The sequence below is a fragment of the Paenibacillus sp. YPG26 genome (genome assembly GCF_023704175.1).
Taxonomy (GTDB): Bacteria; Bacillota; Bacilli; order Paenibacillales; family Paenibacillaceae; genus Fontibacillus.
The window spans coordinates 2,185,049-2,204,356 of sequence record NZ_CP084530.1 but is presented as its reverse complement, the minus strand read 5'-3'; the positions used below and the strand labels follow the sequence as shown (position 1 = coordinate 2,204,356).

Genomic DNA, 19,308 nt, shown 5'->3' with positions numbered 1-19,308 from the left:
TAGAGAGAGAAGTATAATAGAATAAGGATCAGATCTATTTAATTAACTATACATTTGGAGGATATAATGGCTAAAGCAAAGGTTGCCAAGAGGCCAACCCGTGATGAGTTTGTGTTGGAGGAATTAGGAAATCAGCTAACTGAAGCTTTCCAGGAGAAATCGGAGATTGTCTTAACCGTGTGGGGCTGGGAAGAGACGGTAAGGGGACAAATTGTCCTGATGGATTCCCGTACGGGAAAGGTGCATGTTATGCAGAATGAAGCGTTGACCAAGGTTCCCTTCATGGACATCATGAATGTTGAATATCCCAGAGATTAGTGTGACCCGGGAGGATTTCGATTAGACTCGTAGAGTCGAACTTTATACAGATCATAACAGGAGCAGGAGCCAGCAATTATTGCGGGCTCCTGCTCTTGTATGATCATTCAGATTAAAGAGCGCCGGCGGTTGTATGCAACAAGAGTCATCGACAAACCCAAAGCCGCACAAAACGTATACATAACCGAATACGAGGTGAGGTCCGCAAGCGGGCCCATCAGCATGCTTCCTAGCGATACACCTAAATCAGCCGTTGCAATGAACAATCCAAGAAGCACATTGCGGGTTGATGGCGTTAGAACAAAGGTCAGATACGTGGTTAACGTAGGGTAGAGGAGTGCCTGTGCTGTTCCCATCAGAACTGCGCCTACATAGAAGAATATGGCTCCGCCTGTTGATGCATAGCTGACCGATTGCGCCGCCGAAGCCAGAATGAGCATGATGGCGAGCATAAATCCCGGGTGCCATCGTCCGTCTGAAGGTACCTTTTTTCTAAAGACAAATCGTGCCACAACCACGGTACCCGCCTGCAGCATCAGATAGACTGCCGCACTGCCGCCTGTAACCTGCGCAGCATATAAAGGAATGAAGGTTGTGGCCGCTCCAAACACAAGAGAAGCGGTTAGCATGAGGACACTGCACTTGAATAAATGCGGGTTGGTGACTAATTGTCCGAAAGTCTTCAGCATGGATAACCCGGTCATTCCTTGTGTCTCCGAAGCTTTCGCAGGGGCAGTTCCACCAGGACCCATCCTGGCACTATAACCCACGCCTCCTGTCAGGATCGCAATCGTAATCATTGCCGCCGTGAAGATCTGCATATCTCCGTTCTGCCATATCCCCACCGCCAGCAGGGGACCAATAACCCCTGGCATGGAAGCACATAGTGAATACATCGAAATGCCTTGGGAACGGTCACTGTCGGGCAGCGAGTCGATAATCCCGAGCTGCAAAGCCATGGAGAAAAAAGCTGTGCATATTCCCTGCAGCATGCGGGCAGCAAAATAACCACCCAATCCGGTAAAAGAATACATAATAAGAGCCAGGCCGTTAATCACAAGTATAAAGCGAAGCACCTTGATGGGTCCGTATCTATGAATGAGAAGACCTGCCCAGGGCCTGCACAACATCGTTGTTGCCAAATACGCTCCCATGATCAACCCGATTGTTGTATTGGTGGCTCCCAGCGAATCACCCTTCAGAGGAATGATGACACCGAGTATGGAATTAGCGCTGAAGTATAGCAGCGTTAATAGATATAACCTTAGATAAGCCCAAGACAGCGCTCCTTTCAACATGGTGACTCCTTTCGTTAATGCCCTTTAAGCAATGATCATTTGCAGCAGTTTCCTCGTGTAAGGGGACTGAGCGTCGTTCAGTTGCTGAGTGCGCACTATTTCTTCGATCTGGCCGTCTTTAAGGATCATTATTCTGTCGCAAATATAAGCAGCGGCCTGTATATCGTGGGTGATGAAGATATAACCCATGTTATACAGCACTCTCAAGCTTTTTAATAGCTCGAGGATTTGAATCTGAACAGATCCATCCAGGGAACTGATCGCCTCATCTAGTAGAATACATCGCGGCTCTGTCGAGAGGGCTCTGGCAATACATACCCGCTGGGCTTCCCCGCCGGATAACTCATGGGGATATCTAGTTCGGTAAGAGGAATTTAAGCCGACCTGGTGCAGCAGCTGCTCAACCTTGGCCTGACACTCTCCAGGGTTCACTTTAAGCAGCTTTAATGGCTCTGCTATGGCTTGTTCCACGGTATAGAACGGATTGATAGAGGAGGTATAATCCTGAAAGACAGCGCTGAGACTTCCAAGTCTTGTTCCACGTTCACCAACATGCCTGTCTTGCCATGCAATACGGCCTTGATCCGGCTTGTCAATCCCGAGCAGCAGCCGACCTAAAGTGGATTTGCCGCTCCCGCTCTCACCGATAATACCAAGACACTCACCCGGCTTCCAGTTGAAGCTGATGTTGGTCAATACCCGCTGGTGATTCCTGGACCACAGGCCGCCTTTTTTATATGACTTGTCAACATGCTCAACAATCAGTATGGCTCACACCTCCCATGATCTCCTTGAAGTGCTGATTCAGCGCGGCTCTGGTCGATACCAGGCAGCGGGTATATTCATGCTTCGGTCTAGCGAATATATCATGAGTTGGTCCCTGCTCCACAATGATACCGTCCTTCATGACTATCACCTCATCCGCAATTTTTCTGACAATACCCAGATCGTGAGTGACGAAGATCACCGAGCTGCCTATCCTTGCCCGCAACTGAACGAACTGTTCGATGACCTCGAACTGTGAAAGGGTATCAAGAGCCGTGGTCGGTTCATCAGCGATGATCACATCCGGCTCCATTACAAGGGCCAGCGCGATCATCACCCGCTGCAGCATGCCACCTGACAGCTGGTGCGGGTAACTGTTCATCACCGAGATCGGGTCCTTCAGCATCACGCTCTCCATGGACGCTTTCATTCGGGTAATGATCTCTGCCCGGCTCCAGCCGAAATGCCTGGTTAGCGTTTCTCGAAGATGGACACCTATGACAGAGGAGGGATCAAAGGCCCGCATCCCATTTTGCACGATCATGCAGATCTGCCGTCCTCTTATATTCCTCATTTCTCTCTCGGACAGTTCAGCTAGTTGAACTTCTCCAAGCCGAATGCCGCCGGATTGGCGAAGACCGGCCTTGTTCAATCTTGATATGGCTCTGCAGGTCAGGGACTTGCCGCTGCCGCTCTCCCCGACAATGCCTAGGCAGCTGCCATGTGCAAGCTGGAAGGTGCTGTCATGAACCAGCTTCTTGCCGGTCAGGCTATCCAATATTTGCAGGTTAGAGACTTCCAGAATGTTCTTGGACAAGTCAGATCACCTCCTTCGCTTGAAGCTTCCTGTCCGCCTGATAGGCTTCATCCTTCATCAGATACCGTGTGGTTGCGAGCTTTGGGTCAAGAGCGGTCTGAAGCGCGTCCGACAAAAAGTTGACAGCCGAGACAAGCGTGATTATCGCGATACCCGGGGCCAGCATAAGCTCAGGCCTTGAGAACATTACGGCTCTTGCCTCGTTAAGCATCATTCCCCATTCCGCTCCGGGAGCCTGGATGCCCAGCCCAAGGAAAGAGAAACCCGAAATTTGCATAATCATAGACCCAAAAGAACTGCTTGAGATGACAGCAATGTCCGGCAGTGAGACGGGAACAATATGCTTCATCATGATCTTCATGCTGCTCTGCCCGATTGCTTTGGAGAACATTACATACTCGGTATCTGTTAATTGCATAACTGTGGCTCTGATCATGCGGGCAAACCATGCCCATTTCATTAGAATAAAAGCAACAAGAATACTTTCCAGTCCTACGCCCAGAATAGCAATGGTAGCCAGTACCATGACATAGCCCGGAAAAGAAAGCATAATATCGCATATCCTCATCAGGATGGCATCCGTAACGCCCCTAAAGTAGCCCGCAACCAAACCTACCATCGTTCCAATTCCTACGGATATGGCCAGAGCGGCCAGCACCCAGAGTACACTAGGGCGGATCCCATAGATTAACCGAGACAGAATACAGCGACCAAGTTGATCGTTGCCTAGTCCATATTCCCAGGAAGGGGCTGCGAAACGCAGCTCCATATGTACTTCCTGAGGGTCATTAGGTGCAACTATGGGAGCAAAGATGCCAGCAAGCAGGGTTGCTGTAATCATGAATAAGCACAGTGCAGCTATTTTGTCTCTGCTTATTTGTCTAATAATTCTCATCTACAGATCCTTCCTTAGCTTGGGGTTCAGCATCACGCTCATAATGTCAGATAAGGTATTGAACAGGACGAAGGCCGCTGCAAGGACAAGCACATACGCCTGAATGACCGGGAAATCCCGGCTTAGAATAGCTCTGACACTAAGCGTTCCAAGTCCGGGCCAAGCGAACAGGTTCTCCACAACGACCGTGCTCCCCAGGATTACCGGGATGGCCATGCCGAACACAGACAGGGCGGTATGCAATGAATTTCGTAACAAATGAAGGGTGATTGTATAACCGCTTAAACCGCAGGCCCTGCCGTACAGCACATAATCTTCGTTCAGATTACTGATGATCGAGCTTCTGATGATTCTGAAATAAATCCCTGCATAACTAATCGTAATTACCGAGGCTGGCAGGACATAGCTTGCATAGGAATCCATGCCGCTGGTTGGCAGCAGGTCCAGCTTTACAGAGAAATACCATATTAGAAGTGCGGCCAGACAATAGGAGGGGGTGGAGGTCATAAGAAAGGCGATTCCCCGGACAGATGTGTCCAGCATTCTCCCTTGTCTTAATGCACAGATAATGCCAAGCAGCAGAGATACCGCAATAATGGCTGTAATGGATACTATGGTCAGCTTGAATGTGTTGAGGAGAGCAGGACCTAGCAGTGACCACACCGGTTGTGAGGTCACGTAGGAGCTGCCGAAATCAAGCTGCAGGCAGGAAATGAACCATTTCAAATAACGCAGAAAAAATGGCTGATCCAAGCCGAGCGCTTTCTCGGTCTCGGCGATTAACCCGCTCGTAATCACGGGGACACCCTGTGCTTGTAATACGAATTCGGCCGGGTTAGAGGGTGTCAGATTGTAAAGGACAAAGGTAAGAAACGAGATGATGACTAGTAAAGGGATGGAGAGAAGCACTCTCATCAAGATATAGCGGCTCATTTAAAGTACATTTGTTCAAATGGCAGCTCAAATTGGGTCTGCTTGAATGAAATACCGTTCAGGCTTCGTGGAGCGACTACGGTAACGCGCCCGTTCGTAATAGGAATGAACAGCGCCTCATCATGAACAATTTGCAGAATATCCGCGTATAATGACTTTCGAACTGCCTCATCCCTGGATACCATGACCTCATCAATCTTCTTGTACAGCTCACCTGCTCTAATGATGTCTCTGGTAGTGTGGTAGTAGGATGCCTCAGAGGTAAATGCACTGATCGTACTCTGCGGATCGTACGCCAGCCCCCAGGTTTGATTGAACAGCAAATCGTAGTCTCCCGATGCTCTTCTTTTGGCGATAGAAGAGGATTCTTCACCCGCAAGCTCCAGGCTGATGCCGATCTGCTTGGCTGTGCTTTGGATGAACTCGGCTTGTGTTTTTTGCGAAGAAGAATTGGCGTCGTAGTATAGCTTCATGATCAATTTATGGCCTGATTTGCTTCTGATTCCAGTTCCAGCATCAAGGGTCCAGCCCGCTTGTTCCAGAAGCTTGCCCGCTGTGTCCAGATTATAATCCCGCTGCTTCAGCTCCACATTGGCATAATTGACATTGGTGGAGAACAAGGTGTTCGCGGTGGTCTCGGTGCCTTGAACAATCTGTTCTCTGATGGTGTCCCTGTCGATGGAGTACCATAGCGCCTCGCGAACGGCTTTCTCCTGCACAGGACTACCTGCCTTGCTGCTGTTGGCCACGATCAGTTTCGTATTCATCGGCTCGCTTGTGACAATCTGGTAGTCGCCCGTGTCCGCCAGCTGCTTCATCGCTTCCACATCGATGCTGTCAGCGCCCCGGTCATCCGTGAAGATGAAATTGACCTCTCCTTTTTGCAGAGCAAGGAATGTGGTCTCACCTGCTGGAAGTACTTTAGCTGTAACTTTCTTGACTTTGGGAGTCCCACCCCAATAATGCTCATTGGCTTCAAAGACGGCATATTGATCGGTCTTATGCTCAGCAAGCTTGTAGGGGCCGGTTCCGTTATAACCTCTTACTCCATCCTTCGTTCCGCCATTCTCGAAGTCCTTAGGTGACAGGAATACATAGGGTCTGGTCATCGCCAGCTCAAGCAGCGCCGGATAATAAGGTTCAGTCAACTCTAATTGGACATCGTACTCACTTACCGCGCGGACGCTTTTAATTTTGGTTGACAGCTTAATCCAGGAATGCTTAGCCGCATTGCTTTGAACGGCTTCAATATTTCGGGTCACGGCATCCGCGTTAAAGGGTTCCCCATCGTGGAATTTCACATTTTTCTTCAGGTGAAAGGTGTAGATTCTCCCGTCTTCGGAGATATCCCAGGACTCAGCGAGCAGGGGCTTGATACCTTCTTGCGTGTTCTCAACCAATGACTCATATACCATGCCTTGTGCCGGCATAGAGCCCCCGTATAAGTGGGGATTCATATCATTAATGTCCTTGGATGTGGCATAGACCAGCTCCTGAACTTTGTTCACCGTCTTGCTCTCAGCCGCCGAGCCTCCGCTGCAGCCAGCAAGCAGCGCCATGGCTAAGATTATGGTAGTAATCATAATAGTCCTATTTCTCAACATGTTCATTCCTCCAGTGCTGAATTTCCTTGCAAATCCGCTTAATGTCCTTGTCAAAGCTTTGGACGACAAAGGCTTCTGACAAGGGCTCACCTCCCAGTGACAACGCGGTCTCCGAGATTGTGCGCTCATAGATGCCGATGAAATGGTCAATTGCCGGACAAGCCGAGTCCAAATGTCTTGCAATCCCCTGAATGATCTTGAGACGGTAGTAATCTTCCTTAGGCATACGGGGAATGTCCCAAAGTCCTTCCTTATTGCTGAATATTCGTGGAATGGGGACTGCCGAGAAATCGAAATATCTCCCATCCGGGTCCGGCTCTGAGAAAGGATCAATCAGCAGGGAGGCATACCGGACGTAGAGCAGGTATTCTTGATGAATGGCTTCCAAATGCATAAATTGATCAATATCATGGCGGGTTAAGCTCTCTGGCCGCACCGGGTAGTTATCGTCAGTCATGAATTTCAGCAGATTGACACCCTCCAAGTTCAGCTTCCCAATAACTGCTGATATTTCTTTCCACAAGGTGAGCATACTGCGGATCAATCCCTGTGTGATCGGCCCTTCAGGGAAGAGCTTATACACATATTTCCTGCTTGGCAGATCGCCGCCGAATATGATGCCAAGTGAGAATTCATTCATGAACAGGGGAGGATGGACATACAAAGAAATATTCCTCGTCTCCGCTTCAATTGGCGATTTCATTACTTCCAGGGCGATCCCTAATTGTCCAAATAATTCTCCAAACTTCTCGAGATGAAAGGAGGGAGCGTGCGTTGATCCGATGAACACCTTTCTCTTCACGGCCGTTGTGATCACATGATTGGACGGGCAGCCCTGTGCCCAGCGGGTATCCCCCAAATAGGTGGAGAAGCTGATCACCTCAGCGTCAGAATGCCGCTCCATCATGAAGCCGCGAACCAAAGCACACGAGCCAAAAGTGGGGGAGAGCAGGACCACACACCGGAGCTGGTGCAGCAGTTCATCCTTGAGCTGGGTCAGTACCTCGATGTAAGCATCCGCGGTTACGGATAGAATAACGGTATCCCATTCTCCATGAATGCTTCCATATCCATGAAACACATGGTCAATACAGCACTCCCCCTGCAGCTTGCGGTGTTGTTCATTCTGTATGTCTGCCCGGAGGACGTGATTATTCTTCTTAACCTCGGCAAAAAATGGGTCTGAGCGGACCGATTGGCGACCGGCAATGCCAACACAGCAATTCAAATGTGTCTTCAGAGATACAGCCATTTGAACGGAAGTGGGGCCAGTTCCAGCAATCAGGATGCGCTTCATTACACTCATTCTGACCTCCTCAGGTTGTCAGCTTGGGATACGGCATGCTGATACAGCGCGATATCAAACACATGGGAAGGCTGTATCACATTCTGGACGAGCCGCCATTTGTGTTCGTCGACTTCCCTCATAGGATAGTTGAACAAGGATTTCAACTGATCTCCGTATCTCATGGCTACGACGACCTGCTCCTGGGTAATGGGATGGAGCTGATCTAACAGCTCATATTTATTTGGAATTGTCGAGCTGAAAATGATGTGTGTGGCGTCCCGGGTGGCTGCAAGTTGTTCAAGTGTAACCTGCTCCAGCGTGATATCCAGCCCATCTCCCAGCCTGTCAATGACTCTCCGCCCAAGCTCTATGGCTTCCTCATCAATATCAATCCCGGTTACCCTGGCACCGGTTCGCTTGGCAATTAACAGCGGGGTCATTGGGAAGGATCCCGATCCTACCATGACCACTTTGGAGTCGGCTGTGACGTGAAAGCTGCCGAACTCTTTCTCAATGCAGGCTTCGATGTTATGGAAATAATCGGTTCGTTCTGACGCTCCTTTCAGCAGCTTCAAGGCCCGGTATTTCTCCATAATCTCAACACACAGTGCTGACGAACTTCTTAATTTCTCTATCTTATGTAACAGCTCAAGGGGTGCCTGGTGCACGGCCTCGATCCAGATCTTCCGGTAGTCCTCACGGGTTACAAATGTGGAGTATTCGTCAATAATCGTCTCCAGCTCTGTGCTGGGATGCAGGGTTCCATCGTATTGTTCAGCAAGTATGCCGAACTTCTCCTGAAAATACGCTAATTGTTGGTAAAACTGTCTGATCTCCATTCACTTACCTCCTGCAGATTATAATTAGCTATACTTCAATAAAAGCCTTACCCTGAGCCACAATTCCAACGGTTCCCTCTATGCTTATGGCTGTAATCCCGTCATTCGTCCAGTTGGCAGTTACATGGATTGTGCCGCCAGGCTGCATAACCGGGAGAGTAATCTCGCGCTTGTTCTTCCATGCAAGATAGGCACCAATTGAAGCCGTGCCAGATCCACAGCCCCTTTCCCAGATCATACTGTCCAGCCGGGGAACATAGATGAGCGGGGCCAGTTCATCGGAATCCGGCTTGAACAGCAGAATCCCGATCAAACTCGCATCCATAATTACACCAAGCAGCCTTGCCAAGCCCTCGGCCGTTTGTCTCATGTGAGCGCTGAATTGTTCAACTTCAATCACAATATGAACAAAGTCCCTATACCTTACAATGACAAGGCGAAGGGCTTCCCCGTCGTACTTCACAGTCTTTAGCTCTACTGTTGAGGGTACAGGCATAGCGACTTGAACGAAGTACTTGTCTGGGGTGGTTTTGACCTGACAGGTGACAAGCTGATCTATTCCCGACGCTTCCAATACGATTTCTGTCATCTCGTGACTGCCGCTTCCTTGCTCGGAAGCCAGATAAGCGGCTAATGCCATACAAGCGTTGCCACAGAACTCACCCCCCGCCATTTGAAGATGGACTGCGGCCTCATGCTTTCGGGGTTCCTCAATAAAACCTACCTGTTCGGCGTACACATGATCATAGGACATCATTCTGGAAGCAATGGGTGTATGCTCTTCTGGCGCATGCTTTGTCTTCACAAGAATCGTCATATTCTGTGTAGGATTGAATTTCACGAAATCGATCTCCCGTTTCATTTCACGTACCTTCTTAATACTTTGAATGGACTCATCAGATCACCTTTCTGTCTAATCGTAAATATTACGAATAAATTTAATGAGATCATACCCAATTAATGGGAGTCCGTCAACATGTATTTGTAAATGTTCCATGGTAGATTATCCCATGTCTGTATTTTTATGTAATATTAATCATTGAGAACCGCATTTGGAACTACATTATCTAAGGAGAGTGACATGAAACAGCGATTATTAATCAAGCTGCTGTCAGCCATAATTACGAGCATATGCGTAACCATGTTTGTTGCCACAGCCTCATTCCGTCATGAAGATTGGATTATGATCGTGTTATTCGGTACATTTATTCTGCTGATTATTTTTGGACTTATAGGTATACCTCTCTCATTACTAATTGACTTATTGAGTCAAAAGATGACAACAAAGTCTAAAGCTTACGACTTCATAACGGCCTGCTTGCTTTATGGAATAGGAGGGATTGCTGCCTTTGTCATTTTTTATATCCTTAGTGAGAGAGAGCGCTTGAATAGACTATTTGAACAAGAAATGGGCTGCTATTATGTTATCGCCATAAGCAGCTCGGTTGCATTCTTTGTTATTGAAAGCATCCTGAAGAGAATCTTCCTGAAGTGGCAGCGCAATTAATGTCGTACATCAACGTAACGTCAACAAAATAACCGCTTTGTATGCCTTGTTCAGTCCTGTACAGGGCTTTTTTTTAGCGCGCCAAGCAGGCGTCTAGTAATCTATTCCCCCTTTTCCATCCCTATGTTCCTATCTATCATTAGTCCCTTAACTTAATAGTCCACTATTCCTATATATCGCTCGAATTTGAATATTTTAAGAATAGGAATCCGTTCCAATACCTATATTTGCCTTTTTAATTCACAATCAAGTTATATTACTCCCACATAAGGAGGCGATCGGAGTGACCGTCACAAGTCAAATCGGCGGAGTGCAGTTTGTTGTATTCTCCATTAACAGTCAATTGTATTCTCTATCGATTGAAGAAGTTGTTGAAATCCTGAGAGTACCTTCCATTACTAGCGTACCTGGAATTAGTGAAGTCATTGAGGGTGTAATCAATTTAAGAGGAAGTATTATCCCTGTCGTCAATATGCACAAGAGATTCAATCTGCCTCTTCCAACCAAGCACAAAAAGAATCGTGTAGTCATTGTTCAAGGGGACAATGAGAACATCGGTCTGATGGTTGAAGAGGTCAGCATGGTAACCAAATTCGACGAAGATGATGTAGAGCCCATGCCCGGACAGGCACTGGAAGAAGATATGTTTTTGGGTTTTGCGAAGAATGAAGGTCAGGTCATAGGTGTCTTGAATCTCAATAAAGTGCTGTATGACCATCACGATTTAAGTTAGGAGTTGTCTTATGCCTGAATTTGATATATCCACCTATCTGGGTGTGTTCCTGGATGAGGTTGATGAGCAATTACTGATTTTAGATACGGAAATATTACATTTGGAGAAAGACCCCGGAAGTTGCGAGACAATCCAGAATATTTTCAGGGCTGCGCATACTTTGAAAGGCTCTTCGGCTTCGATGGGCTTTGAGAAAATGAAAGACTTTACTCATCACCTAGAGAACATTTTTGATCAGATTCGCCAGTCGAAATTAGAGGTTACGCCAGAGCTGATCAATGTCATATTTGACAGTATTGATTTTATCAAAAAGCTGAAAGATGCCATTGTGAACGGAAAGCTTGAGGAAATTGACATTCAGCCGTTCATACAGCAGCTTGGGAAATTTAGCGATGGACAAATGCCCAGTTCGCCGCCTAGAAGCGTGCGAAGTGATATGCAGAAGCAGGACAGGCTCTCGATCAGACTGGAAGAATGTCATAAGAATGTGATCTTGAACGGAATCTATGCGGGTTACCATGCGCTTGAGATTACAATCAAGCTGGTTCAAGACGCCTTGATGAAAAATGTAAGAGCCCTTCTTATTCACAACAATCTGAAGGAGGCTGGTGAGATCATCGCTGCTTCTCCGGCTCTCGAGGTTATGGAGAAGGACGAAGGTTTTGACGGGGAAATGGTGTTTGTCCTTCTAACCATGCAAACGAAGCAGGAACTGCTGGAGAATATTAACCAGATTTCAGATATCCGGCTAGTTGACATCAATGAAATAACGGAGACTGGCGTAAGTTCAGAGGTGAGGACCGTTGCTGAAATGAAAGGTAAGGGTGCAGCTTCATCCCAGATCATGAATAGACAAGCAGCCCCCGAGGAGAAGGCTCTTCAGCCTAAGGCGAAGATCAACCCGACAGTCAGAGTGGATGTAGACAAGCTGGAGCATCTAATGAACTTGGTCGGGGAGCTGGTGATCGATCAGACGCGGCTTGTTGATGTCCGGGGACGGTTTGCCAATCGCGAGTCCAATCTTGAGGGTGAATATGAAGTATTGGATGAAGTGACCAATCATCTCAGCCGGGTTATTACAGAGCTTCAAGAAGGCATGATGAAGACGAGAATGCTGCCGATTGAGCAGCTGTTCAACCGATTCCCAAGAATGGTAAGGGACACAGCGATCAAAGCGAGTAAGGACATTGAATTCGTCATGCAGGGGAAGGAGACCGAGCTGGATCGCACTCTGATCGAAGAGATCAGTGACCCGATCATTCACTTGTTAAGGAATGCGGTGGATCACGGGATTGAGAGCCCGGAGGAACGAGAGAGACTCGGGAAGCCTGTCAAAGGCAAGGTTATTCTGCGTGCGGCCCATGAAGAGAATCATATTGTCATCTCCATTATTGACGATGGAAAAGGGATTGATCCGGCCAAGATCAGACAAACATCGGTTGAGAAGGGGATGATCAGTGAGGAAGAAGCAAGGAGGCTGAGCGACAAGGATTCCATGTTCCTTATTTTCAAATCTGGCATATCCACAGCGGAGCGAATTACCGACATTTCAGGACGAGGCGTCGGCATGGATATTGTTAGATCCCATATTGAGAAGCTTAACGGGATTATTGATATTGAGTCCGTTGTCGGACGTGGAACAACATTTACAATCAAGCTTCCGCTGACCCTTGCTATCATCCGATCCTTATTGGTCAAATTCGGTCCAAAAACATTTGCGATCCCATTAGTGAATGTACTGGAGATCATTCGATTAAACAGAGATGAGATTCAAATGGTCAAGGACCAGGAGGTAGGGATGGTTAGGGGAAGAGTCCTTCCTCTTGTGAGGATGAAGGAACGGTTAGGCATTGCAGACCAGCAGGATCTGGAGACCAAGAAAAGGGAATTCGTGATCGTAGTCGGGATTGCAGACAAGCGAATCGGTATCATTGCGGACAAGATGATCGGGAACCAGGAGATTGTGATCAAATCCCTTGGGCCGTACATTGGCTCACCTCCATTCATAGCAGGAGCTACGATTATGGGAGATGGAAATGTGGCCTTGATTCTCGATATATCCACAGTGGTTCGGGAGCATGGCACGCAGGAGCTTGATCATGATCACCAGAACGTCAAGCGGGAGCTTGAGGATGAAAGACAGCTGGTAACGTTCAAGCTGGGCGCGGAAGAATACGGTCTTGAGATTCAGCGGGCGAAGGATATTATCTCCGTCCCTCCTATCACACAAGTGGTAGACACACCGGAGCATCTGCTGGGAGTTATCAACTTAAGAGGGACTATGCTCCCTGTCATGGACCTGAGAATAAGATTCAATCTGCCAAGCACACAGCGCACCAAGAAATCCAGAATTATTGTAGTTGAGAATGACACGCAGGATGTTGGATTTTTGGTAGACGAAGTCACACAGGTATTAAAAACGAACCATCTAATGATTGAACAGCCCAAGGAGTTCAGCCATTATAACCGGACCAATCTTATTAAAGGGATATGTAAATTAGACGATAGAGTGGTGCTAATGCTGGAATTTGATAGAATTCTGGCCGCCATGGAAGTAGAAGACCTAAAAGAACCCGTCACTCATTCAAACCACAACATTTACTAGGAGGCTGCTTTCATGAGTTTTTTTAACAAATCGAAAGTACAAAAAGAGCAAATTATAAAATCTACGGTAGGTCTCGAACAGGGACTATCGCAACTAACAGAAGTAATTAGACAGCTCACGGAGGGAAATGAGCACCAGGCTTCCTCGCTGGATCAAAGCAGCCGAATGGTGACCACGCTGACTACTTCAATTAAGGGCGTAGTGTCTAATGCGGAGAGCTTAAGCGCCTCCAACCGCAGTGCTTTTCGGTTACTGGAGGACATATCGGAGTCTCTCAAAGGTCTTGATTCGAATGTGGGAAGCAGCTCATCTTCTCTTGAAGAAATCACAGCGGCTCTTGAAGAGATGGCCAGCCAGATCAAAGGAGTAGCTGGAAATGCCGAGCATCTCACGAAATCCGCCGTAAGTGTATCAAGCTCTATTCAAGAGATCGCGGCTTCCATCCAGCAGGTCTCCGGGAATTCAGAGAGCACAACCTCGTCTGTAGAGAGAATCGCGGTCTCCATGGAACAGATGAGTAAGTCGATACTGGGTGTATCTACAAATTCAGAGAGCCTGACACAATCCGCAACGTCAATGTACAATACGATCCAGGAATTTGCCTTGTCTGTAAAAGCATCCGCAAGCAATTCAGAGAAGACTGGCTCATCGGTTGAGCAAATCTCTAAATCCATGGAAGAGATGGCCCGTTCGGTTAATGGAGTTAATGAGAATGCCGGGAGCTTAACCGGTTCAGCAGTGAAATTAAGTCAGTCTATTCAGGAAATGGCCATCTCTATACAGCAGGTTGCGGGCAATGCGGACAGCACATCCAGATCGGTAGAAGAGGTATCCGCTATCAGTGAAGAAATGGCCGCTTCAATTGAGCAAGTCGCCAAGAATGCTGAGAGACTTACTTTATCGGCAATAGAGACCAATAACGGTGTTCAGGAAGTGGCTGCATCTATTGAGCAGGTAGCTCAGAATTCATTAAGCACATCGGCATCCGTAGAGGAAGTCTCTGCGGCCATCGAGGAGATGGGGAGTCAAATTAAAGGTGTGGCTGGAAATGCCGAGGTATTGGCTGTCTCAGTCGAAACCACCAGTGCTGCGATAGAAGAGCTAGGAGCCTCCATTCAGCAGGTATCAGGAAACGCGGGGAGTACGGCGAGCTCTGTAGAACAAATATCAGCTTCCGTTGAGCAAATGGGCAAATCGATCATGAATGTGGCCGGAAATGCCGAGAACTTAACAGAAAATGCAAAGGGCACAAGTGAAGCAATTCAGGAAATGGCCGCTTCTATTCAGCAGGTGGCAGGTAATGCCCGGAGTACGGCAGGATCGGTAGAAGAGGTATCCGCTGCAATTGAAGAAATGGGAAGCCAGATTAAGGGGGTTGCGCAGAATGCTGATTCCCTTAATACCTCCACACTTGAAGTATCGGCTGCCATTCAGCAGTTGGCCGCTTCTGTGCAGCAGGTGTCAGGTAATGCACAGAACACGGCGAGTTCAGTTGAGCAGGTGTCCGCATCCATTGAGCAAATGGGCAAATCGATCAAAGGGGTGTCGGTTAACGCTGAGAACCTGACCAAATCGGCAAATGAGACCAGCGATTCCATTCAGGAGATGGCTGCATCGATCCAACAGGTCGCGGTCAATGCAGAGAATGTGAACAGACTAACTTCAGCAGCCGTACATGATGCTCAAAACGGCCGGGAAGCAGTGCTTGAATCGGTTGATGGCATGAAGGAGATCGGAGAGGTTATTCAACGGGCTTCCACAGTAATGCAAAGCCTGGGTAAAAGCTCGGACGAGATAGGCAGTATCATTGAAGTTATTGATGACATTGCGGAGCAAACGAATCTGCTTGCCTTGAACGCCGCCATTGAAGCCGCGCGTGCTGGCGAACATGGCAAAGGATTCAGTGTAGTTGCTGATGAAGTGCGCAAGCTTGCGGAGAGATCGGCTTCGGCAACGAAAGAAATTGCCGGACTTATTAAAGGCATTCAAGCCGAAACTACGGATGCCATCAAGGCCATTGAGATAGGCGAGCAAAAAGTGGAAAGCGGATATAAGCTGTCGGATCGGGCTAGTGATGCGATCAACAAGATTGTTCAGGGCGTTGAGAATATAACAGTCGAAATCTCCCAGATCACAACTGCCACCTCAGAACAAGCCACCCAGTCTCAGGATATAGTGAAGTCGATTGAGAATGTGACGAATCAGGCCTCTCAGGTTACACAGGCAACGATTGAACAAGCCGCGGGTGTTGAAGAAATCATCAAAGGTGTGATCAATGCCAGAGGGCAAGTGAAACAGATCACAGATGTGACCATCGAGCAATCCGTGCAATCACAGCAGGTCGTAAGCTCAGTAGAGAGCATGACGCTTCAGGTTGAACAGGTTACGCAGGCAGTCAAGGAGCAAGCAGCTGGCGTCGAAGATATTATTAAAGGTGTCATCAACGCAAGAGAGCAAGTGAAACAGATTACGTCTGCTGCCGAGGAGCAGACTAAGCATGCCCAGAACATTGTACGTCTGGTGGTTGATGTTACAGATCAGGCACTGCTTGTTACAAATGCAACGAATGAACAGACTACAGCTGTTGAAGAGATCATACAGGGTGTGAGAAACTCACGTGAGCAGGTAAGGCAGATTACAGCCGCGACGGGTGAGCAGGCGACGCAAGCAAAATCAATTATCTCTGAAGTTGCCAGCATGGTGGATCAGACGAGACAGGTCACTGAGGCTGTGAAGGAACAAGCAGCTGGTGTTGAAGACATTATTCGAAGTATTGTTAACGCACGTGAACAGGTGAAGCAGATTACTACTGCCACACAAGAACAAGCCAGACAAACCCAGCAAATTGTGGTATCCATGCTAAATGTAACGGATCAAGCTGAGCAAGTGACCCGGGCGACCGAGGAACAAAAGGCGAGCACGATCGAGGTACTTAAGGGAGTAGTAAATGCCAGAGAACAGGTAAGAGAAATTACACAGGCTATGGAAGAGCAAGCGAAGCAAGCGGCGGAGCTGGTTCAAGGCGTAGAGAACGTAACCAGTCAAGCCAGCCAGGTTAAGGACGCGGTAACAGAGCAGGCTGCAGGAATAAGAGAGATTAATACAGAAGTGGCGCAGGCCCGCGAACAAGTCATGCAGATGACAGCCTCAGCCAAGGAGCAGACCCTTAATGTGGAGAGTATTGTTGCTTCGGTGGGAAGTGTCGCTGAGCAGGCTGGTCTGGTTACAAAGGCAATGGTTGAACAGACTGGTGAAGCTGAGGGCATTGCGAAGGACATTATCATGGCCAAAGAACAAATGCTGCAGATCAATCAGGCTGTGGAGAACCAGGCAAGAGAATCCGCAACAATCGTGTCTATTACCGAAGAAATAGCGTCACAAGCAGAGATCGTGTCCCAATCTACGAAGGAGCAGACAGCTAACATGGATGATATTGTGAAGAGCATTACATCCATAGGTGGCGAGATGCAGAAGATGACCAAGGCAGTGCAAGAATTGACCGAAGATAGCGGGAATGTGGTCAGTAAGATGGAACATGCCCAGAAGCAAGCAGATGAGGTAACTGAGGCAGCGAAAGTCCAGACGGATGCAGTGAAGAATGTGGAGAGTATGATCACCGAGGTCACCCATTCTGTGAGCAGGTCTGGCAAGGAAATAGCCAGTGCGGCTAGAACCGCTGATCAGCTCAATAATCAAAGAGGGCAGATAGCACAAACACTTTCGCTCGCTTCTAATTATTAATGAGTATCGGAACCGGGGATGAGCATCATCTATCATCTTCGGTTTCATTTAAAATCTTAATATTCACACGAGGTACGAGAACATGGAGAACTTTGCACTGAATCATTTAGCAGACCTGGTATATGATTACTGCGGCTTGAACTATCTTGATAATCTTACGTCTCTTGAAATGAAAATACAAAAAAGGTTAACCGAGTTAAAGATGAACACCTTATGGAGTTATATTCGTTATTTAGAGGCTAACAAGGCCGAGTGGGATACTCTGGTGGAGATTCTTACAATTAACGAGACTTATTTCTATCGTGAAGATAAACAGCTCACCGTCTATCAGAATGAAGTTCTGCCATTGCTAAAAGCTAACAACTTCAATCAGCCCATAAAGGTATGGAGTGCAGCCTGTTCAACTGGCGAGGAACCCTATTCCCTCGCTATGACGAATATGGATTCAGGAATCTGCCAGCCAAGTGATGTCACCATCATAGGAACAGATATCAATAAGAAGGTACTTGGAACAGCGGAGAAAGGCATATATAGCAAGAGATCGCTTTCGTTCCGGAGAATCCCGCAGAGGTGGCTTGGAGACTACTTCCACGAGACACCGGAAGCTTATCAAATCAAGGAGACTGTCAAAGATATGGTCTCGTTTGATTATACGAATTTGCTGGATGAAGAAAGTATGCGGAGAAAGGCAGGCTTTGACGTAATCTTTTGCCGGAATGTACTCATCTATTTTGATACAGAAACCGTTAAAAAGGTTGTCACCCATTTTTATCAGTCCTTGAAAAAAGGTGGGTTTCTATTTCTCGGCCATGCTGAGATTATCTCAAACCTGGATATCGGGTTTGATACGATTAACACCAATGGGACCTTTTATTACCGGAAGGGGTGAAATAATGGAGAAACGATATGGCGTTCTGGTTGTGGACGATTCAGCTTTTATGCGCAAGACCATTAGCTCGATGATAGAAGACAGCCCCGATTTCTTTGTGATTGGCAGAGCGAGGAATGGGGTGGACGCCATCGACAAAGTGAAGCGCTTTAAGCCAGCCATCGTCACCTTGGATATCGAAATGCCGGAATTAAATGGTCTGGAAACGCTGGAAATCCTGATGAATGAGTACCCCGTTCCGGTTGTTATGTTAAGCAACGGCGCAGATTCCACATTGGAAGCATTTGAATTGGGTGCAGTTGATTTTGTGATAAAAGAGCAGCTAATTCAGCAGAATGATGGTCTTTTATTAGAAGATTTCTACCGTAGATTAACTGCGGCTGCGACCGCAAAATTACCAACCCCGCTAAAAAAGACTGCGGAGGAAGCTTCTCCTGTTGAAATCATCAAAGAAGCGCCGCACCAAAAGAATAACAGCAATAAAGATATTCTTATCATCGGAAGCTCAACCGGCGGCCCGGCGGCACTACAGACCATTCTGACACGCTTTCCGGCAGAGCTAAGTGTTCCGGTGCTGGTCATTCAGCACATGCCCCCCGGGTTCACGAAGCCTTTAGCAGACAGGTTCGATGGCCTATGCAGCCTAAGGGTCAAAGAAGCCGAGCACAATGAAATATTACAGCCCGGGACTATTTATATAGCTCCTGCAGGGCTGCAGACCACCTTGAAAAAAAACGTTGAAGGTGAGTATATTGTCAGACTAAAAATCACCTCCAATATTGAAACTCTGTACAAGCCATCAATTGATGTCACTCTGTTATCTATAGCTGCTGAAGCAGGGGTGGGGCTCTTAACCGTAATTTTGACCGGAATGGGTGATGATGGTCTTAGAGGCTGCACCTCTGTTAAAAAGTCCGGGGGAATGATATTGGCGGAATCCGAAGAAACCTGCATTGTATATGGCATGCCAAAGGTAGTATTTGAAGCGGGTCTGGTAGATAAGCAGCTTCCCCTGCCGCTCATATTCAATCAAATTATGACCATTGTATACAATTAGACAAGGATATAGGAGAACA

At 47.6% G+C, this 19,308-nt stretch carries 16 protein-coding genes; 7 read left to right on the top strand and 9 right to left on the bottom strand.

What is annotated here, in order from left to right; genetic code table 11:
* The first annotated feature begins 66 nt into the window (after positions 1 to 66).
* Complete coding sequence (locus LDO05_RS10360; RefSeq protein WP_251375326.1) at positions 67 to 318, top strand: YolD-like family protein; 252 nt, start codon at positions 67 to 69, stop codon at positions 316 to 318.
* A 107-nt stretch (positions 319 to 425) separates the two neighbouring features.
* On the opposite strand, the gene cntE is transcribed toward LDO05_RS10360, so the two are convergent.
* The 9 genes from cntE to LDO05_RS10315 are packed head-to-tail and all read right to left on the bottom strand — an operon-like array spanning position 426 to position 9,619.
* On the bottom strand, positions 426 to 1,613 hold the full coding sequence (gene cntE / locus LDO05_RS10355; protein WP_251378698.1) for a staphylopine family metallophore export MFS transporter CntE: 1,188 nt from the start codon (positions 1,611 to 1,613) through the stop codon (positions 426 to 428).
* A gap of 27 nt (positions 1,614 to 1,640) precedes the next feature.
* On the bottom strand, positions 1,641 to 2,384 hold the full coding sequence (locus tag LDO05_RS10350) for an ABC transporter ATP-binding protein (protein WP_251378697.1): 744 nt from the start codon (positions 2,382 to 2,384) through the stop codon (positions 1,641 to 1,643).
* On the bottom strand, positions 2,371 to 3,198 hold the full coding sequence (cntD, locus tag LDO05_RS10345; protein WP_251375325.1) for a staphylopine uptake ABC transporter ATP-binding protein CntD: 828 nt from the start codon (positions 3,196 to 3,198) through the stop codon (positions 2,371 to 2,373). The genes LDO05_RS10350 and cntD overlap by 14 nt, the downstream gene beginning before the upstream one ends.
* A gap of 1 nt (position 3,199) precedes the next feature.
* On the bottom strand, positions 3,200 to 4,093 hold the full coding sequence (gene cntC / locus LDO05_RS10340) for a staphylopine uptake ABC transporter permease subunit CntC (protein ID WP_251375324.1): 894 nt from the start codon (positions 4,091 to 4,093) through the stop codon (positions 3,200 to 3,202).
* Positions 4,094 to 5,026: a nickel/cobalt ABC transporter permease gene (opp1B, locus tag LDO05_RS10335; protein WP_251375323.1), complete on the bottom strand. Its 933-nt coding sequence runs from the start codon at positions 5,024 to 5,026 to the stop codon at positions 4,094 to 4,096. It abuts the gene before it with no gap.
* Positions 5,023 to 6,630: a staphylopine-dependent metal ABC transporter substrate-binding lipoprotein gene (cntA, locus tag LDO05_RS10330; RefSeq protein WP_276575504.1), complete on the bottom strand. Its 1,608-nt coding sequence runs from the start codon at positions 6,628 to 6,630 to the stop codon at positions 5,023 to 5,025. Before cntA ends, opp1B begins: the two co-directional genes overlap by 4 nt.
* Entirely contained in the window at positions 6,617 to 7,936 is a 1,320-nt protein-coding gene (locus tag LDO05_RS10325) for an opine metallophore biosynthesis dehydrogenase (protein ID WP_251375321.1), read from the bottom strand. Before LDO05_RS10325 ends, cntA begins: the two co-directional genes overlap by 14 nt.
* On the bottom strand, positions 7,933 to 8,757 hold the full coding sequence (locus LDO05_RS10320; RefSeq protein WP_251375320.1) for an SAM-dependent methyltransferase: 825 nt from the start codon (positions 8,755 to 8,757) through the stop codon (positions 7,933 to 7,935). The genes LDO05_RS10325 and LDO05_RS10320 overlap by 4 nt, the downstream gene beginning before the upstream one ends.
* A gap of 28 nt (positions 8,758 to 8,785) precedes the next feature.
* Positions 8,786 to 9,619, bottom strand: a complete 834-nt coding sequence (locus LDO05_RS10315) for a histidine racemase CntK family protein (RefSeq protein ID WP_251375319.1) — start codon at positions 9,617 to 9,619, stop codon at positions 8,786 to 8,788.
* 219 nt (positions 9,620 to 9,838) lie between these two features.
* Between LDO05_RS10315 and LDO05_RS10310 the strand changes: the two genes are divergently transcribed.
* The 6 genes from LDO05_RS10310 (at position 9,839) to LDO05_RS10285 (ending at position 19,289) form a co-directional block, all read left to right on the top strand.
* Positions 9,839 to 10,264: a hypothetical protein gene (locus LDO05_RS10310; RefSeq protein WP_251375318.1), complete on the top strand. Its 426-nt coding sequence runs from the start codon at positions 9,839 to 9,841 to the stop codon at positions 10,262 to 10,264.
* Positions 10,265 to 10,547: 283 nt separating this feature from the next.
* Entirely contained in the window at positions 10,548 to 10,997 is a 450-nt protein-coding gene (locus tag LDO05_RS10305; protein ID WP_251375317.1) for a chemotaxis protein CheW, read from the top strand.
* A 10-nt stretch (positions 10,998 to 11,007) separates the two neighbouring features.
* The gene (locus LDO05_RS10300) at positions 11,008 to 13,602 is read left to right on the top strand and encodes a chemotaxis protein CheW (protein ID WP_251375316.1); all 2,595 of its coding nucleotides are present in this window, start codon (positions 11,008 to 11,010) and stop codon (positions 13,600 to 13,602) included.
* A 12-nt stretch (positions 13,603 to 13,614) separates the two neighbouring features.
* Entirely contained in the window at positions 13,615 to 17,343 is a 3,729-nt protein-coding gene (locus tag LDO05_RS10295; protein ID WP_251375315.1) for a methyl-accepting chemotaxis protein, read from the top strand.
* A gap of 82 nt (positions 17,344 to 17,425) precedes the next feature.
* The gene (locus tag LDO05_RS10290; RefSeq protein WP_251375314.1) at positions 17,426 to 18,232 is read left to right on the top strand and encodes a CheR family methyltransferase; all 807 of its coding nucleotides are present in this window, start codon (positions 17,426 to 17,428) and stop codon (positions 18,230 to 18,232) included.
* A 4-nt stretch (positions 18,233 to 18,236) separates the two neighbouring features.
* On the top strand, positions 18,237 to 19,289 hold the full coding sequence (locus tag LDO05_RS10285; protein WP_251375313.1) for a protein-glutamate methylesterase/protein-glutamine glutaminase: 1,053 nt from the start codon (positions 18,237 to 18,239) through the stop codon (positions 19,287 to 19,289).
* Positions 19,290 to 19,308 lie beyond the last annotated feature (19 nt).

What these genes read in the sequence shown, in the direction of transcription:
- LDO05_RS10285 (WP_251375313.1), top strand. Translation starts at nt 18,237, where the DNA reads ATGGAGAAACGATATGGCGTTCTGGTTGTGGACGATTCAGCTTTTATG.
- LDO05_RS10325 (WP_251375321.1), bottom strand. Translation starts at nt 7,936, where the DNA reads ATGAGTGTAATGAAGCGCATCCTGATTGCTGGAACTGGCCCCACTTCC.
- opp1B (WP_251375323.1), bottom strand. Translation starts at nt 5,026, where the DNA reads ATGAGCCGCTATATCTTGATGAGAGTGCTTCTCTCCATCCCTTTACTA.
- LDO05_RS10360 (WP_251375326.1), top strand. Translation starts at nt 67, where the DNA reads ATGGCTAAAGCAAAGGTTGCCAAGAGGCCAACCCGTGATGAGTTTGTG.
- cntC (WP_251375324.1), bottom strand. Translation starts at nt 4,093, where the DNA reads ATGAGAATTATTAGACAAATAAGCAGAGACAAAATAGCTGCACTGTGC.
- LDO05_RS10290 (WP_251375314.1), top strand. Translation starts at nt 17,426, where the DNA reads ATGGAGAACTTTGCACTGAATCATTTAGCAGACCTGGTATATGATTAC.
- LDO05_RS10320 (WP_251375320.1), bottom strand. Translation starts at nt 8,757, where the DNA reads ATGGAGATCAGACAGTTTTACCAACAATTAGCGTATTTTCAGGAGAAG.
- LDO05_RS10310 (WP_251375318.1), top strand. Translation starts at nt 9,839, where the DNA reads ATGAAACAGCGATTATTAATCAAGCTGCTGTCAGCCATAATTACGAGC.
- cntA (WP_276575504.1), bottom strand. Translation starts at nt 6,630, where the DNA reads ATGTTGAGAAATAGGACTATTATGATTACTACCATAATCTTAGCCATG.
- LDO05_RS10315 (WP_251375319.1), bottom strand. Translation starts at nt 9,619, where the DNA reads ATGAAACGGGAGATCGATTTCGTGAAATTCAATCCTACACAGAATATG.
- LDO05_RS10300 (WP_251375316.1), top strand. Translation starts at nt 11,008, where the DNA reads ATGCCTGAATTTGATATATCCACCTATCTGGGTGTGTTCCTGGATGAG.
- LDO05_RS10295 (WP_251375315.1), top strand. Translation starts at nt 13,615, where the DNA reads ATGAGTTTTTTTAACAAATCGAAAGTACAAAAAGAGCAAATTATAAAA.